13 protein-coding genes and 1 pseudogene are annotated in these 17,027 nt (G+C 66.8%); 5 read left to right on the plus strand and 9 right to left on the minus strand.

What is annotated here, in order from left to right; translation table 11 throughout:
• Positions 1–43: 43 nt before the first annotated feature.
• Positions 44–1,393, minus strand: coding sequence for a metalloprotease PmbA (pmbA, locus tag AT700_RS23225; RefSeq protein WP_003110024.1), 1,350 nt, complete (start codon positions 1,391–1,393; stop codon positions 44–46).
• Positions 1,394–1,491: 98 nt separating this feature from the next.
• Here pmbA and yjgA point away from each other — a divergent pair, with 98 nt between their 5' ends.
• Positions 1,492–2,016: a ribosome biogenesis factor YjgA gene (gene yjgA / locus AT700_RS23230; RefSeq protein WP_003094378.1), complete on the plus strand. Its 525-nt coding sequence runs from the start codon at positions 1,492–1,494 to the stop codon at positions 2,014–2,016.
• Between the two features lie 30 nt (positions 2,017–2,046).
• Here yjgA and tldD read toward each other — a convergent pair whose 3' ends face one another.
• The 8 genes and pseudogenes from tldD to mreB form a co-directional block, all read right to left on the minus strand.
• Positions 2,047–3,489: a metalloprotease TldD gene (tldD, locus tag AT700_RS23235; RefSeq protein WP_003098866.1), complete on the minus strand. Its 1,443-nt coding sequence runs from the start codon at positions 3,487–3,489 to the stop codon at positions 2,047–2,049.
• A gap of 2 nt (positions 3,490–3,491) precedes the next feature.
• A pseudogene (locus AT700_RS23240) lies at positions 3,492–4,339 on the minus strand (carbon-nitrogen hydrolase family protein).
• A gap of 49 nt (positions 4,340–4,388) precedes the next feature.
• Positions 4,389–8,219, minus strand: a complete 3,831-nt coding sequence (locus AT700_RS23245) for a YhdP family protein (RefSeq protein WP_023090088.1) — start codon at positions 8,217–8,219, stop codon at positions 4,389–4,391.
• Between the two features lie 14 nt (positions 8,220–8,233).
• A complete protein-coding gene (gene rng / locus AT700_RS23250) occupies positions 8,234–9,691 on the minus strand; it encodes a ribonuclease G (protein ID WP_003094386.1) in 1,458 nt (485 codons plus the stop codon).
• 33 nt (positions 9,692–9,724) lie between these two features.
• A complete protein-coding gene (locus AT700_RS23255) occupies positions 9,725–10,330 on the minus strand; it encodes a Maf family protein (protein WP_003116221.1) in 606 nt (201 codons plus the stop codon).
• A gap of 88 nt (positions 10,331–10,418) precedes the next feature.
• On the minus strand, positions 10,419–10,913 hold the full coding sequence (gene mreD / locus AT700_RS23260) for a rod shape-determining protein MreD (RefSeq protein ID WP_003094389.1): 495 nt from the start codon (positions 10,911–10,913) through the stop codon (positions 10,419–10,421).
• On the minus strand, positions 10,913–11,905 hold the full coding sequence (mreC, locus tag AT700_RS23265; protein WP_003123307.1) for a rod shape-determining protein MreC: 993 nt from the start codon (positions 11,903–11,905) through the stop codon (positions 10,913–10,915). Before mreC ends, mreD begins: the two co-directional genes overlap by 1 nt.
• A 79-nt stretch (positions 11,906–11,984) precedes the next feature.
• Positions 11,985–13,022, minus strand: coding sequence for a rod shape-determining protein MreB (gene mreB, locus AT700_RS23270; RefSeq protein ID WP_003094393.1), 1,038 nt, complete (start codon positions 13,020–13,022; stop codon positions 11,985–11,987).
• A gap of 239 nt (positions 13,023–13,261) precedes the next feature.
• Here mreB and gatC point away from each other — a divergent pair, with 239 nt between their 5' ends.
• From gatC to AT700_RS23290, 4 genes are all read left to right on the plus strand, one after another.
• Positions 13,262–13,552: an Asp-tRNA(Asn)/Glu-tRNA(Gln) amidotransferase subunit GatC gene (gene gatC / locus AT700_RS23275; protein WP_003106543.1), complete on the plus strand. Its 291-nt coding sequence runs from the start codon at positions 13,262–13,264 to the stop codon at positions 13,550–13,552.
• A 12-nt stretch (positions 13,553–13,564) separates the two neighbouring features.
• Positions 13,565–15,019 (plus strand): Asp-tRNA(Asn)/Glu-tRNA(Gln) amidotransferase subunit GatA, encoded by a 1,455-nt coding sequence (gene gatA / locus AT700_RS23280; RefSeq protein WP_003112871.1) that lies wholly within the window; start codon positions 13,565–13,567, stop codon positions 15,017–15,019.
• A gap of 106 nt (positions 15,020–15,125) precedes the next feature.
• Positions 15,126–16,571, plus strand: a complete 1,446-nt coding sequence (gene gatB, locus AT700_RS23285) for an Asp-tRNA(Asn)/Glu-tRNA(Gln) amidotransferase subunit GatB (protein WP_048521654.1) — start codon at positions 15,126–15,128, stop codon at positions 16,569–16,571.
• A 59-nt stretch (positions 16,572–16,630) separates the two neighbouring features.
• Entirely contained in the window at positions 16,631–17,008 is a 378-nt protein-coding gene (locus AT700_RS23290) for a septal ring lytic transglycosylase RlpA family protein (protein WP_003106540.1), read from the plus strand.
• Positions 17,009–17,027: the final 19 nt, after the last annotated feature.

A 17,027-nucleotide genomic window follows, 5' to 3' on the forward strand; every position in this document is an offset into this window, starting at 1 on the left:
CGCCAGCGACGAGCGCTGGCGTTTTATAGAGGGAAACCCGGCCTCAGCGCCCGGCCACCATCATCGACTCGACCAGTACAGAACCGGTATGCAGGTTGCCGCGCCGTTCGATGTCCTTGCCGACCGCGACGATACGGCGGAACAGGTCGCGCAGGTTGGCGGCGATGGTGACTTCCTGGACCGGGAACTGGATCTCGCCGTTCTCGACCCAGTAGCCGGCGGCGCCGCGGGAATAATCGCCGGTCACCAGGTTGACGCCCTGCCCCATCAACTCGGTGACCAGCAGGCCACGCCCCATCCTGCGTATGAGAGCGGCCTGGTCCTCGTCGCCATGGCTGACGAACAGGTTATGCACGCCGCCGGCGTTGGCCGTGCTCGGCAGGCCGAGCTTGCGCCCGGAATAGGTGCCCAGGACATAGGACACCAGCTCGCCGTTCTCGACGAATGGCTTGGCATAGGTCGCCAGGCCGTCGCTATCGAAGCTGGCGCTGCCGAGCGCGCCGACCAGGTGCGGCCGCTCGTCGATGCTCAGCCACTCGGGAAACAGGCGCTGGCCCAGCGCGCCTTCGAGGAAGGATGACTTGCGATACAGGCTGCCGCCTGAGATCGCCCCGAGGAAATGGCCGAACAGGCCAACAGCGATTTCCGGAGCGAACAGCACCGGCACTTCGGCGGTCTGCACCGGCCGCGCGCCCAGTCGGCTGGCGGCGCGCTCGGCGGCGCGCCGGCCGATCGACTCGGCGCTGGCCAAGGCCTCACCACGGCGGTTGACGTCATACCAATAGTCACGCTGCATCTGTCCTTCGCCCTCGGCGATCATCACGCAGCTGAGGCTGTGCCGGGTGCTGGCGTAACCACCGATGAAACCGTGGCTGTTACCGTATACCCGGCAGCCCTGGTGGGTATTCAGGGTGGTGCCGTCGGCCTTGGTCACCCGCTTGTCGGCGGCGAACGCCGCTGCCTCGCAAGCCAGGGCACGTTCCACGGCCTGCTCGGGACTCAGGCTCCATGGATGATAGAGGTCCAGCTCGGGCAACTCGCGGGCCATCAACGCGGCATCGGCGAGACCGGCGCATTCGTCCTCGGAGGTATGGCGGGCGATCGCCAGCGCCGCCGCCACCGTCTCGCGGATGGCCGCCTCGCCGGTCGCCGAGGTGCTCGCCGAGCCCTTGCGCTGGCCTGCGTAGAGGGTGATGCCGAAACCTTGGTCACGGTTGAACTCGACGGTTTCCACCTCGCCCTGGCGCACGCTGGTGGACAGGCCCTGCTCCAGCGACACCGCCACTTCGCAGGCACTGGCGCCCTGGCGGCGGGCCTCGGCGATGATCTGCTCGACCTGCTCGCGAAGGTCCGGAAGCACGGAGGGACCGACTGCCGCGGCATGTAGACTCATCTGTTGACTCTCCTGTTGACGTGGCCGCCCACGCGGCCGGGCCGGACAAGCGGCCCCTGACTCGTTATCATGGCGGCGTTTTCCACTGGACCACCACCATGGCTGAATTTCACGACGACGACTCGCAATTCGAAGAGAAGAGCAAGTCGCAGATCAAACGCGAGCTGCATGCCCTGCAGGACCTCGGCGAGCGCCTGACCACCCTGCAACCGCAGTTGCTGGAGCGCCTGCCGCTCACCGACCCGCTACGCAAGGCGCTGCTCGAGGCGCCGAAGCACAAGGCGCACATCGCCCGCAAACGGCATATCCAGTACATCGGCAAACTGATGCGCGACCAGGACGTGGACGCCATCGTCGCCCTCATCGACCAGGTGGACTCCTCCACCCGCCAGTACAACGAACGTTTCCATGCCCTCGAACGTTGGCGCGACCAGTTGATCGCCGGCGGCGACGCAGCGCTCGACGCCTTCGTCGGGGAGTTCCCCGAGTGCGATCGCCAGCACCTGCGCGGCCTGGTCCGCCACGCCCAGCACGAGGCCGCGCACAACAAACCGCCGGCCGCCGCACGCAAAGTGTTCAAGTACATCCGCGAACTGGACGAAACCAAGCGCGGCCTGCGCTAGGTTTCGCCGCGCCGGCGCCCGGGCCATGCCTCAGGCGCCGGTGCCGCCGACGGTGATCGCATCGATCTTCAGGGTCGGCTGGCCGACGCCGACCGGCACCGACTGACCGTCCTTCCCGCAGGTTCCCACGCCACTGTCCAGGGCCAGGTCGTTGCCGACCATGGACACCCGGCTCATCGCTTCCGGACCGTTGCCGATCAGGGTGGCGCCTTTCACCGGGGTGGTGATCCTGCCGTTCTCGATCAGGTAGGCCTCGCTGGTGGAGAACACGAACTTGCCGCTGGTGATATCGACCTGGCCACCGCCGAGGTTGGCGCAGTAGATACCCTTCTCCACCGAGGCGATGATTTCCTGCGGATCGCTCTCGCCGGCCAGCATGTAGGTGTTGGTCATGCGTGGCATCGGCAGGTGCGCGTAGGACTCGCGGCGGCCGTTACCGGTGCGCGCCACACCCATCAGGCGGGCGTTGAGCTTGTCCTGCATGTAGCCCTTGAGCACGCCGTTCTCGATCAGCACGTTGCAGTTGCTCGGCGTGCCTTCGTCATCCACGCTCAGCGAGCCGCGACGCCCGGCCAGGGTGCCGTCGTCGACGATGGTGCACAGGCTCGAGGCGACCTTTTCGCCGACCCGGCCGCTGTAGGCGGAGCTGCCCTTGCGGTTGAAGTCACCCTCCAGGCCGTGGCCGACCGCTTCGTGGAGCAGGACCCCGGACCATCCCGCGCCCATCACCACCGGCAGGGTGCCGGCCGGCGCGGGAATCGCCTCGAGGTTGACCAGCGCCTGGCGCAGGGCCTCGCGGGCGTAGCCCATGGCGCGATCCTCCTGGAGGAAATAGCGATAGTCGGTGCGACCGCCGCCGCCGTGGCCGCCGCGTTCACGTCGGCCGTTCTGTTCGACGATCACGCTGACGTTGAAACGCACCAGCGGACGAATGTCGGCGGCCAGAGAACCGTCGCTGGCCGCTACCAGGATCTGCTCCCAGACGCCGGCCATGCTCACCGTGACCTGCTGGATGCGGGGATCGAGCGCACGGGTAGCGGCGTCGATCTGCTTCAGCAACTCGACCTTCTCGGCACGGCTGAGCACGTCCAGCGGGTTCTCGCCGGCGTACAGGCGAGCCGGCACCACGGCCTTGAACGCCTGCACGCTGCCGTTCTGCCCCGCACGGGAAATCGAACGGGCCGCCACCGCGGCCTGTTTCAACGCCTCGGCGGTGATCGCATTGCTATAGGCGAAGCCGGTCTTCTCGCCCGACTGCGCGCGTACCCCGACACCCTGGTCGAGATTGAAGCTGCCTTCCTTGACGATGCCGTCCTCGAGCATCCACGACTCGGAGACCTGACTCTGGAAATACAGGTCGGCGGCATCGATGCCCGGGCCGTTCAGTTCATGAAGAATGCCGGGCAGGCTGTCCAGTTCCAGACCACCGGGGGCCAGCAATTGCTGGCTGACGGATGACAACAACTCGCTCATATTCACTCCGTACGCGCCGGCCGCGGTTCGGCCGGCGGGAAAAATCGTCTGTGCGCCACCACCGGCATGCGCCGGCGGATATCCGCCTGTTCTGCGGCGTCGCGCACCGCCAGCAGCACCGCTTCGCCCTGCGGCCGCTCGGCCAGGACCCGGCCCCAGGGATCGACGATGGCCGAATGGCCGAACGTCTCCCGGCCCCGTGGGTGAACGCCACCCTGTCCGGCCGCCAGCAGGTAGCACTGGGTCTCGATGGCACGGGCGCGGACCAGTACCTGCCAGTGCGCCGCGCCGGTCACCGCGGTGAACGCCGACGGCGCCGTGATCAGTTCCGCGCCGGCCTCGCGCAGGGCGGTATAGAGCTCCGGAAAACGCAGGTCGTAGCAGACCGTCAGGCCGAGGCGGCCGACCGGCGTATCCGCCACCACGATCTTCTGACCGAAAGCATAGTCGTCGGATTCACGATAGCGGCCCCGCGCATCGGCTACATCCACATCGAACAGGTGCAGCTTGTCGTAGCGGGCGACCCGCTCTCCGTGCTCGTCGATCAGCAGCGAACAGGCATTCGCCTTCGCCTCGGGTTGCCCATCCGGCGGCAGCGGCAACGTTCCGGCGACTATCCACAACCTGAGGTCGCGAGCGGCGGAATTCAACCACGGCAGGATAGGCCCGTTCCCCGCGCCTCGGCGCGCCCCAGTTCGGCCAGGTCGCGCCGGCCCATGGCGGCGAAGTTTTCCGGTAGCACGGCGAGCCGCGCCCCGCCCTCGGCGGCCTGTTCCAGCAGGCGACGGGCGGCGGCCAGGTTGGCCGTCACGTCGTCCTGGCTGACCATCTGGATCACGGCAATGGACATGGTTTCCTCCTTGCGGACGAAAGCGCCGCGTCGCGGCACCGGGCGCCGCTCAGCGGGGCTTCTCGAATGGCTTGTCGAAGCTGATCTTCGGATCCTGCCAGGGGCCCTTGACGCTGTATTGCACGCTGGCGAAGCGCGAGACCCGGTCGCCGAGCAGCTTGTCGACGACGAAGACCGCGCCGCCGACTGCCGGACCGCCGACTATCAGTGCCGCCAGGGTCAGGTTGTTGGTCAATGGCAAGGTCACCAGCAGCTTGGCGTCGATCCGATCGTGAGCCAGGTCCAGGGTACCGTTCAACTCCAGGTTGCTCGACGGCCCTTCCAGCTTCAGCGGCTCGCGGGTGACGTAGACGCCGTCGGTGGCGGAGAGAACCCCCTTCACCCGGTCATAGCTCAGTCCCTTGCCGAGGATGTCCGAGAAATCCAGGCGCAGCCGGCGGTTGATCGCGTTGAAATTGAGCAGGCCAAACACTCGCAGCGCCTGGGCGCTGCCTTCGACCTCGACGAACTGCCCCTTGCGCAGCGATGCATCCATGCTGCCGCTGAAGCGCTTCAGGGCCATGTAGGCCGGCGATCCCGGCCACTGGCCGTTGATATCCATGCGGAAACGTTCGCTGGTGGCACTCGGCGCGAAATTCCAGGCCTTGAGCACATCCGCCAGGTTCTTGCCCTCGATCCGGCCCTGATAGGTGCTGCGGGTATTGCCCGGACTGCCGTCCCAACGCAGGCTGCCGTTGACGTGCAGGCCACGCAGGTCGAGGTCCAGGTCGTTGAACGCCACGCCGTTGCTGCCCGGCCGTACCTTCAGGCTCCAGGCGCCCAGCGGCTGGCCGCCGAGGGCGACCTGGCCGATCTTCACGTCTACCGCCGGCAGGCTGCGCGGATCGACGGCGGCCAGCGGGTCCGAGTCCTCCACCTTGTTCTCGTCGGGAAGGGTCGACTTCGGCAGGTTCAGGCGGTCCAGATCGACCACGATCGGCGCGCCCCTGGCATCCGGCAGGACCAGGCGCCCCGATGCGAGGTCGCTGACCAGCACCAGTTGCCAGGCCCGCTCCTGGCGGGCCAGGTCGACGGTCAGGTTCTTCAGCTCCTGGCCGAAGCCCTTGAAGCTGTCGATGCGCAGGTCGGCGCCGCGCAGCAGGCCCGCAGCGCTACTGGCGGCCTGGTCGCCGTTGCCGTAGCGCTTCAGGGTGGCCTGCCAGGCGTCCCAGTCCAGTTCCGCCAGACGCCCGCGCACCCGCAGCCCCTGTGCCGAGGGCAGCAACGCCGGGTCACCGCCCAGGCGCAGGGCGCCGCGTCCGTTCAGCGGCTTGTCCGCCGGGGCCGCATAGGCCAGGCTGGCGAGGCCGTCGTAACGCGCCCAGTAACGTCGTTCGGCGCCATCCAGGGTCATCCGCCATTGGGTCGGCCGCGCCTGGGCGGCCGTCTTGCCGAACGGCGCCGGCAGGTCGACGACGGCGCCCTTGAGATCCGAATCGATCTGCAATTGGCTGTCCTTGCCATCCAGCAGCAGGTTGAGCTGGAACGGCAGGCGTCCCGAGACCGGCAACGGACGCTGGCCAGCGCCGAGCCAGTCGCTCAGCGACTTGACCGCCACCTGGCCGTTGAGCAGCAAGCGCGTGCGCGCATCGCCGCGCCCCTCGGCGACGATCCGCCCGCGTACCTCGTTGCCCAGCACCCGGGCCTGCACCGCCGGGGCGCTCAGGCCCTTGGCCAGGTCGAACCGGAAGTCGCCCTTCACTTCGCTCATATCCAGCTTCGGACTGGGCATCTTCAGGGTCGCGCCCACGGTGGAGAAATCCACGACCACCCCGGTCTTGCCGGCCTCGTCGTGGTCCAGCGGAATATCCAGCTTCAGGTGGCCCTGCAAGGGCCCATCGCCCTCCCAGCCGGCGAAGATCTTGCGGGTCGGGATCGGCGCTTCCTGGAGCAGCTTGATGCCGTCCTTCAGGTTACTGTCGACGGCCCCATCCACATACAGGTGCGGCGTCTGTCCCGGACGGCCGAGGGGAATGTCGACCTTGACGTCGCTGACCCGGGAATTCAGCAGATTCCCGCTGGAGGCCAGCACGCGGACTCCGGAATCCTCGACGAACACCTCGCCGACCGTTTTGCTCAAGGCGGGCCAGCCGGGCTGGTAGGCCAGCTCGCCGTCGCGGACCTTGAAGTAGAGGTTCATGACGTGGGCTTCGGCCGCCGCGCCGCGGTTCAGCGAGCCCTGCCACTGGAAGTAGCCCTGCTCGACATGGCCACTGCGGATCGCCGTCTTCAACCAGTTCGCCAGGCTTTTGTTCATTCCCGGCAACTGGGTCGGCAGGTACTTGGCGGTGAAGCGCGCGTCGCCGTCGCTGAGGCCGACCTGCAGGTCCATGTAGTCTTCAGCGCCGGGATCGCGCATCAGGCGGATCAGCATGTCGCCGGCCAGGCTGCCCTCCTCGCCCTCGACCCGCATCAGGTGGCTGCCGAGGGTGAAGGCGCGGTCGTCCAGGCTCCAGAACATCCGCGTGCGAGCCTCGCGGTAGCGCCACGGCTCGGGAAATACCTTGGCCAGGTGCAGCATGAAATCCTGCGCCGATGCGTCGAGCTGGCCTCCGGCCAGGGTGCCGGTCAAGGTGCCGCTGACGTTTTCCACCGCCGGGACCTCATGGAACGCCGAGATACCGACCTTTTCCAGGTTGGTTGCGTAGCTGACCCGCTCGGGCACCTCTCGCTGCGGCCAGAAATCGGCGTTCAGGTTGTGCAGGATGCCCTTCGGCTTCAGGCCCGCCACCCACTCCGCCGCCGCGTCCGGCAGCGGCGCCAGCGCTTCTATCGCCGGCACCAGGGGCGTCAGGTCGACGCGGTCGGCCTGCAGCTTCCAGTGTGGCTCGTTGTTCTGCTGGTCGCGACGCAACAGTAACTCCACCTCGCCCCAGCGCTGCTCGCCGAAATTCGCCGCCAGGTCGCCGACCCGAACCTTCCAGCCCTGCGCTTCGCGATCGAAGAACAGGTTCATGCCCAGGTCGTTGATTTCCACCGGCTTGCGCGCGGCATACGACGCCTTCAACTGCGGCGCCAGCAGCCGTGCCACCAGCCGTTGCGCCTTGCCGTCGCGCCAGTCGAACCAGAAGTCGCCGCCGGCCTTGGCCCGGACGATCGTCCATTCCTGGGTCAGACCGGCCGGCAACCATTGTGCCCAGTCGCTCTGCGGCAGGCTGAGATAGAACCTGGCGCTGCTGCGCGGCCAGTCCTCACTGTCGATCCGCCCTTCGGCGTGCAGCGCCAGGGGTTGGCCATCCGGCAGTTGCAGGCGGGCATCGAGACTCTGCCCACCAACCGATGAACTGCGCAGGGTCGCGCCGACCGCGCTGAGCGACAACGCTGCGCTTCCCCGCGGCGCCACCTCCAGTTGACTGTCCAGCAGCGAGATGCGTTGGGTCTGCAGCAGGAATTGCAGGAGTTTCCGGGGATCGCTGGGCTTGTCACTGTGCGGCAGGCCATCCAGGCTCCACTGGCCATCCTCGCCTTCGCGCAGGGTCAGCTTGAGTCCCTCCAGCTCCAGGCTGCCGATCCGCACCTGGCGCGCCAGCAGGCTGCCGAGCAGGTCCGGCGCCAGCCGCACCCGCGCCAGGCGCAGACTCTGTTCGCCGTCGCCGACCTGAATGTCGCGCGCTACCACCAGAGGCTCGAAGCCGCGCCAGGAGCCCGTCAGCTCGGCAATCCGCACCGGTATGCCGAGTTGCTTGCCAGCTTCGTCCTCCAGCTGCTGGCGGTATTCGGCCACCAGCGGCACCAGTTGCCGGCCAAGGCTGACGTACAGCGCCAGCAGCACCAGTACCAGGGCGCACAGACCCAGGACGATCCGTAGCAGTCGCGTTCCGAGGCTTCCCACATCCGCCATTTCAGCCATACGCCTCAGAGCAGGACCACGTCATATTGCTCCTGCGAGTACATCGCCTCGACCTGGAACTTGATGGTGCGGCCGATGAACGCCTCGAGATCGGCGACGTTACCCGACTCCTCGTCGAGCAGCCGGTCCACCACCTTCTGGTTGGCCAGCACCAAGTAGGAGTCGGCCTGGTAGGCACGCGCCTCGCGGAGGATCTCACGGAAAATCTCGTAGCAGGTGGTTTCCGCAGTCTTCAGCATGCCGCGTCCCTGGCAGCAGGGGCACGGCTCGCAGAGGATCTGCACCAGGCTTTCGCGGGTGCGCTTGCGGGTCATCTGCACCAGGCCCAACTCGGTGATGCCGATGATGTTGGTCTTCGCGTGGTCGCGCTCCAGTTGCTTCTCCAGGGTGCGCAGGACCTGCCGGCGATGCTCCTCGTCCTCCATGTCGATGAAGTCGATGATGATGATCCCGCCCAGGTTGCGCAGGCGCAGCTGGCGGGCGATCGCGGTGGCCGCCTCGAGGTTGGTCTTGAAGATGGTTTCCTCGAGGTTGCGATGGCCGACGAAGGCGCCGGTGTTCACGTCGATGGTGGTCATCGCCTCGGTCGGATCGACGATCAGGTAGCCGCCGGACTTCAGCAGTACCTTGCGCTCCAGGGCTTTCTGGATTTCGTCCTCGACGCCGTAGAGATCGAAGATCGGTCGCTCGCCCGGGTAGTGTTCGAGGCGATCGGAAATCTCCGGCATCAATTCTTCGACGAAGGAAGTGATCTTCTGGAAGTTCTCTCGCGAGTCGATGCGGATCTTCTCGATCCGCGGGTTCACCAGGTCGCGCAGGGTACGGATCGCCAGGGACAGGTCTTCGTAGATCACCGAAGGCGCGCCGACGGTCTGGATCTGCGCGGCGATCTGGTCCCATAGCCGGCGAAGGTAGCGGATGTCGGCGAGAATCTCGTCCTCGCCCGCGCCTTCCGCGGCGGTGCGCAGGATGAAGCCGCCCTGCCCCTCGATGCCTTCCGCCGCCACGCAGTCGGCCACCACCTTCTTCAGGCGCTCGCGCTCGACTTCGTCCTCGATCCGCAGGGATATCCCGACATGACTGGTGCGCGGCATGTACACCAGATAGCGCGAAGGAATCGACAGGTGGGTGGTCAGCCGTGCGCCCTTGGTGCCGATCGGATCCTTGGTCACCTGCACCACCAGCGCCTGCCCCTCATGGACCAGGGCACTGATGCTTTCCACGGCACTGCCTTCGCGATTGGATATCTCGGCGGCATGGATGAACGCCGCACGTTCCAGGCCGATGTCGACGAACGCCGCCTGCATCCCCGGCAGTACCCGTACCACCCGCCCCTTGTAGATATTGCCGACGATGCCGCGCCGCTGGGTGCGTTCGACATGCACTTCCTGCAGGACGCCGTTTTCCACCACCGCCACGCGCGACTCCATCGGCGTGATATTGATCAGGATCTCTTCGCTCATGCGTCCACTGTCCTTATTTCGGCGCGTTAGGCGTTACGGCGGGTTGCCACCCACGGGCTGCCAGCAAGGGATGCCGAATTCCCTCAACAGTTCCGCAGTTTCACACAAAGGCAGCCCGACCACCGCACTGTAACTGCCTTCGATGCGGCTGACGAATATCGCTCCGAGGCCCTGGATCGCATATCCGCCCGCCTTGTCCGCCGGCTCGCCGCTCTGCCAGTAGCGCAGCGCTTCTTCCGGGGCGACCTGGCGGAAGCGCACCCGGCACTCCACTACCCGCGCCTCGACGCCGCCAGCGGCGGCCAGGGCCACGGCGGTGAGAACCTGGTGTTCGCGCCCGGACAGCGCAGCCAGCATGGCCAGCCCCTCGGCCTGGTCCACGGGCTTGCCGAGAATTCGCCCGTCGATCACCACCGAGGTATCCGCGCCCAGGACATAACCGTCCTCGCCGCGCCCTTCCAGCATAGCCAGCCCGGCGGCCGCCTTGCCGCGCGCCAGGCGCTCGACGTAGGCGGCGGGCGCTTCGTTCGGCAAGGGGGACTCGTCGATAGCGGTGGCGAGCACGGACAGCGGAACGCCGATCTGGGTCAGCAGTTCACGGCGACGGGGCGAGGCGGAGGCGAGATACAGCGACGGCATGGAGGCTCCCGGGAAACGCGTCGGGCGATGCGCCGATCACCCGTTTCGAAGAATGACGTATCCGCCGCAGCATAGCTGCGAAGCGGACCTACCTCACGTTGAGACGCAGGCGGACGAACTGCAGCAGGGCGTACACCCAGGGCCAGAGCAGCGCGCTGACCAGGGCCGGAAGCAGGAAGGTCAGGGTCGGCGGGCGATTGCCGGTCAGGGCGTTGAGCCAGAGCTGGAGCAGTTGCGCCAGGCCGTAGACCACCACCAGCACCAGGCACTGCTGCCAGGCCGGGAACATGCGCAGGCGCTGGTGCAGGGACAGCACGAGGAAGGTGATCAGGCCGAGGATCAGCGCGTTCTGCCCGAGCAGGTTGCCGTAGAGCACGTCCTGGGCCAGGCCGAGCAGCCAGGCGGTGACCATCCCGACGCGCTCGGGCAGCAGCAACACCCAGTAGGTCAGCAGCATCGCCAGCCACAGCGGGCGGCCGATCTCGGTGAAGGTAGGCATCGGCGCTACGGCCAGCACCAGCCCGACCAGCAGGCTCAGCCAGATCACCCAGACATTGTTCGAACCCTGGGTCGCGCGAGCCATCAGCGGCGCCCCCCGTTGGCCGCCGGAGCGGCAGGCTGCGTGGGAGCTGGCGCGGGCGCGGCGGCGGGCTGCTGCGCAGCGCCCTGGGCTGCCGGGGTGGCCGGCGACGGCGCGGCGGCCGGTTGCGCGGCAGGCTGGGGCGCCTGGGCGCCGGCGGCGGCTTTCTTGTCCGCCTCTTCCTGGGCCTCGGCGGCGTCGTTGGCGCGCTGTTCCGGGGTGCGACTGTCGCTGAACACCAGCAGCACGTAGCGGCTACGGTTCATCTTCGCGGTCGGCACCGCGCGCACCACGGCGAACGGCTGGCCGGAATCGTGGATCACTTCCTTGACCGTGGCCACCGGATAGCCGGCGGGGAAGCGTTGCCCCAGGCCGGAGCTGACCAGTAGGTCGCCTTCCTTGATGTCGGCGGTGTCGGCGACGTAGCGCAATTCCAGACGCTCGGGATTGCCGGTACCGACGGCGATGGCGCGCAGGCCGTTGCGATTGACCTGCACCGGGATACTGTGGGTGGTGTCGGTGAGCAGCAGGACCCGCGCGGTATAGGGCATCACCTCGACCACCTGGCCCATCAGGCCGCTGGCATCGAGCACCGGCTGGCCGACGAAGACGCCGTCGTTCTCGCCCTTGTCGATCATGATGCGTTGGGTGAAGGGGTTCGGATCGACGCCGATCAGCTCGCTGACCAGTACCTTGTCGTCGACCAGCGCGGCGGAATTGAGCAGCTCGCGCAGGCGCACGTTCTGCTCGGTGAGCGCGGCGAGTTTCTGCACCCGGCGCTGCATCAGCAGGGACTCGGCCTTGAGGCGTTCGTTCTCGGCGATCAGCTCGCTACGGCTGCTGAACTGGTCGCGCACGCCTTCCCAGGCGCGCACCGGCATTTCCGCCAGGCCGTAGAAAGGCGTGAGCACCATCCCCAGCTTGCTACGGACGGGCTCCAGATAGTCGAACCGGGCGTCCACCACCATCAGGCTGACCGACAGCACGGCCAGCACCAACAGGCGAACGCCCAGCGACGGGCCTTTGGAGAATAGCGGTTTGATGATCCGCTCCTAGGCGACGATGCTCGCCACCTTACTCGGTGGAGAGCAGGTCCATGGAGTGGCGGTCCATCATCTCCAGCGCACGGCCACCGCCGCGAGCCACGCAGGTCAGCGGCTCCTCGGCGACGATCACCGGCAGGCCGGTTTCCTGTGCCAGCAGCTTGTCCAGGTCGCGCAGCAGCGCGCCACCGCCGGTCAACACCAGGCCGCGCTCGGCGATATCCGAGGCCAGCTCCGGCGGCGATTGCTCGAGGGCGCTCTTGACCGCCTGGACGATGGTCGCCAGGGACTCCTGCAGGGCCTCGAGGACCTCGTTGGAGTTCAGGGTGAAGCTGCGCGGTACGCCTTCGGCCAGGTTGCGGCCGCGGACGTCGACTTCGCGAACGTCGCCGCCCGGGAAGGCGGTGCCGATCTCCTGCTTGATGCGCTCGGCGGTGGATTCGCCGATCAGGCTGCCGTAGTTGCGGCGCACGTAGGTGACGATGGCTTCGTCGAAGCGGTCGCCGCCGACGCGGACGGATTCGGCGTAGACAACACCGTTGAGGGAAATCAGGGCGATCTCGGTAGTGCCGCCGCCGATGTCTACGACCATCGAGCCGCGGGCCTCCTCGACCGGCAGGCCGGCGCCGATGGCGGCAGCCATCGGCTCTTCGATCAGGAACACCTCGCGGGCGCCGGCGCCCAGGGCGGATTCGCGGATGGCCCGGCGCTCAACCTGGGTGGACTTGCACGGCACGCAGATCAGCACGCGTGGGCTGGGCTGCAGGAAGCTGTTCTCGTGGACCTTGTTGATGAAGTACTGCAGCATCTTCTCGCAGACGCTGAAATCCGCGATCACGCCGTCTTTCATCGGACGGATGGCGGCGATGTTGCCCGGGGTACGGCCGAGCATGCGCTTGGCCTCGGTGCCCACGGCGACGACGCTCTTCTGGCTGCCATGGCTGCGAATGGCGACCACGGACGGTTCGTTCAGGACGATGCCGCGCTCGCGCACATAAATAAGGGTATTGGCAGTACCCAGGTCGATCGACAGATCGCTGGAAAACATGCCACGCAATTTTTTGAACATGGGAAAGAAACCCTAGGCGAAGCGTGGGTGAAAAATACGCGGGTAAAAAAGTGCGGCAAACTCTAACAACGACGGGGATTTTGGGCAAGGCGGGCAATATGCTAAATTGCAGGCTTTTCCCGGCCCCACAAGGCCCGTCCAGGCGGAATTAGACCGCCGACCGCGGCATCCGTTCCCTGCCTTATATAACGCATGGCGCCCCGCCGCCCTTCCAAGGCCGCTTTTGCTGGAGACTCCCGATGGCGCTTGAACGCTCCGACGTGGAAAAAATCGCCCATCTCGCCCGCCTGGGCCTGAGCGAGGCCGATCTTCCGCGCACCACCGAGACCCTGAACAACATCCTCGGCCTGATCGACCAGATGCAGGCGGTCGACACCAGCGGCGTCGAACCGCTCGCCCATCCGCTGGAAGCCACCCAGCGCCTGCGCCCGGACGCGGTCACCGAGACCGATCACCGCGACGCCTACCAGACCATCGCCCCCGCCGTGGAAGAAGGTCTGTACCTGGTTCCGAAAGTCATCGAGTCATAAGGACGCGGACACATGCTGCATCAATTGACCCTCGCCGAGATCGCCCGCGCCCTCGCCGACAAGCAATTTTCCGCCGAAGAGCTGACCCGCACCCTGCTCGGTCGCATCCGGCAGCTGGATCCCCAGCTCAACAGTTTCATCAGCATCACCGACGACCTGGCCATCGCCCAGGCCAAGGCAGCCGACGAACGGCGCGCCAACGGCGAGAACGGCGCCCTGCTCGGCGCGCCGATCGCCCACAAGGACCTGTTCTGCACCCAGGGCGTACGCACCAGCTGCGGTTCGAAGATGCTCGACAACTTCGTCTCGCCCTACGACGCCACCGTGGTCGAGAAGCTCACCGCCGCCGGCGCCGTTACCCTCGGCAAGCTGAACATGGATGAATTCGCCATGGGCTCGTCGAACCAGTCCAGCCACTACGGCGCGGTGAAGAACCCCTGGAGCCTCGACCGCGTGCCGGGCGGCTCCTCCGGCGGTTCCGCCGCGGCAGTCGCCGCGCGCCTGCTGCCGGCCGCCACCGGCACCGATACCGGCGGCTCGATCCGCCAACCGGCGGCGCTGACCAACCTCACCGGGATCAAGCCAACCTACGGCCGGGTTTCCCGCTGGGGCATGATCGCCTACGCCTCCAGCCTCGACCAGGGCGGCCCGCTGGCGCGCACCGCCGAGGACTGCGCGCTGATGCTGGGGGTGATGGCCGGATTCGATCCGAAGGACTCGACCAGCGTCGAACAGCCGGTGGACGACTACCTGGCCGCCCTGCAGAAGCCGCTGAGCGGCCTGCGCATCGGCCTGCCGCGGGAATACTTCGGCGCCGGCCTCGACAGCCGCATCGCCGACGCGGTGCTGGCCGTGGTCGAGGAGCTGAAGACGCTCGGCGCCACGGTGAAGGACATTTCCCTGCCGAACATGCAGCACGCCATCCCGGCCTACTACGTAATCGCGCCGGCCGAGGCGTCCTCCAACCTGTCGCGCTTCGACGGCGTGCGCTATGGCTATCGTTGCGACGCCCCGCAGAACCTGGAAGACCTGTACAAGCGCTCGCGCGCGGAAGGCTTCGGCAGCGAAGTGAAGAACCGCATCATGGTCGGCACCTACGCACTCTCGGCCGGCTACTACGATGCCTATTACCTGCAGGCTCAGAAGATTCGCCGGCTGATCAAGAACGACTTCGTCAGCGCCTTTGCCGAAGTGGACGTGATCCTCGGCCCGACCACGCCGAACCCGGCCTGGAAGATCGGCGAGAAAAACGACGACCCGGTTTCCCAGTACCTGGAAGACATCTACACCATCACCGCCAACCTCGCCGGCCTGCCGGGGCTGTCCATGCCCGCCGGCTTCGTCGACGGCCTGCCGGTGGGTGTCCAGTTGCTCGCGCCCTACTTCCAGGAAGGCCGCCTGCTCAACGTCGCGCACCAGTACCAGCAGGTCAGCGACTGGCACACCCGCACCCCGGCCGGCTTCTAAGCCATGGCAACGCCACGCAGTCCCCTCCCCTCTCCCGGCGCGGAGAGGGCGACCCGCAGGGTCGGCAGCGGGACTGCGCAGGCACAGAAGGATTGAGGAACACCACATGCAATGGGAAACCGTGATCGGGCTGGAAATCCACGCACAGCTCGCCACCCAATCGAAGATCTTCTCCGGCAGCTCGACCGCCTTCGGCGCCGCGCCGAATACCCAAGCCAGCCTGGTCGACCTGGCCATGCCGGGCACCCTGCCGGTGCTCAACGAGGAGGCCGTACGCATGGCCTGCCTGTTCGGCCTGGCGATCGACGCACGGATCGACCGGCAGAACGTGTTCGCCCGCAAGAACTACTTCTACCCCGACCTGCCGAAGGGCTACCAGACCAGCCAGATGGACCATCCCATCGTCGGCAAGGGCCATCTCGACATCACCCTGGAAGACGGCACCAGCAAGCGCATCGGCATCACCCGCGCGCACCTGGAGGAGGACGCCGGCAAGAGCCTGCACGAAGACTTCCAGGGCATGAGCGGCATCGACCTGAACCGCGCCGGCACGCCGTTGCTGGAGATCGTTTCCGAGCCGGACATCCGCAGCGCCAAGGAAGCCGTGGCCTACGTCAAGGCGATCCACGCCCTGGTGCGCTACCTGGGCATCTGCGACGGCAACATGGCCGAGGGCTCGCTGCGCTGCGACTGCAACGTCTCGGTACGACCGAAGGGCCAGGCCGAATTCGGCACCCGCGCCGAGATCAAGAACGTCAACTCCTTCCGCTTCATCGAGAAGGCGATCAACCATGAGATCCAGCGCCAGATCGAGCTGATCGAGGACGGCGGCAAGGTAGTCCAGGAAACCCGCCTGTACGACCCGAACAAGGACGAGACCCGCTCCATGCGCGGCAAGGAAGAAGCCAACGACTACCGTTACTTCCCCTGTCCCGACCTGCTGCCGGTGGTCATCGAGCCCGAGTACCTGGCGAAGCTGCGCGAGCAACTGCCGGAACTGCCGGTGCAGAAGCGCGAACGCTTCGAGAGCCAGTACGGCCTGTCCGCCTACGATGCCAGCGTGCTGTCCGCCAGCCGCGAGATGGCCGACTACTTCGAGAAGGTCCAGGGCATCTGCGGCGACGCCAAGCTGGCGGCCAACTGGGTGATGGTCGAGCTGGGCAGCCTGCTCAACAAGGACGGCCTGGAGATCGAGCAGTCTCCGGTGTCCGCCGAGCAACTGGGCGGCATGATCCTGCGCATCAAGGACAACACCATCTCCGGCAAGATCGCCAAGATGGTCTTCGAAGCCATGGCCAACGGCGAGGGTTCCGCCGACCAGATCATCGAGGCCAAGGGCCTGAAGCAGGTCACCGACAGTGGCGCCATCGAGAAGATGCTCGACGAGGTGCTGGCGGCCAACGTCGAGCAGGTCGAGCAGTACCGCGCCGCCGACGAGGCCAAGCGCGGCAAGATGTTCGGCTTCTTCGTCGGCCAGGCGATGAAGGCCTCGAAAGGCAAGGCCAACCCGCAGCAGGTGAACGAGTTGCTGAAGAAAAAGCTCGAAGCGTGAGTCAAAGCCAGACGCCGGGTTCGCCCGGCGTCTTCTTGTCCGCCAGGAGCCTGTTGTCCATGCCCACCCCATCCGCCGCCGCGCGCCTCGCCCTCGCCGTCCTGCCCCTGTTCCTCGCCGGCTGCTCCAGCCTCGCCGGCAGCGGTTCCGCGGATACCGGCGAAGCCTCCTACTATGGCAGCCGCCACGCAGGCCTGCGTACCGCCAGCGGCGAGCGCTACAACCCCAACGCAATGACCGCTGCCCACCGCACGTTGCCGTTCGGCACCCGCGTGCGGGTAACCAACCTCGACAACCGCCGCAGCGTGGTGGTGCGGATCAACGATCGCGGGCCGTTCCGCCGCGGACGGATCATCGATGTATCGCGCAAGGCCGCCGAAGGCCTGGGTATGATCCGCAGCGGCGTGGCGCCGGTTCAGATAGAGTCGCTGGATTGAGCCACCTTCTACCCACGAC

Origin of the sequence: Pseudomonas aeruginosa (assembly GCF_001457615.1) — a bacterium.
In the GTDB taxonomy this organism is placed as follows: domain Bacteria; phylum Pseudomonadota; class Gammaproteobacteria; order Pseudomonadales; family Pseudomonadaceae; genus Pseudomonas; species Pseudomonas aeruginosa.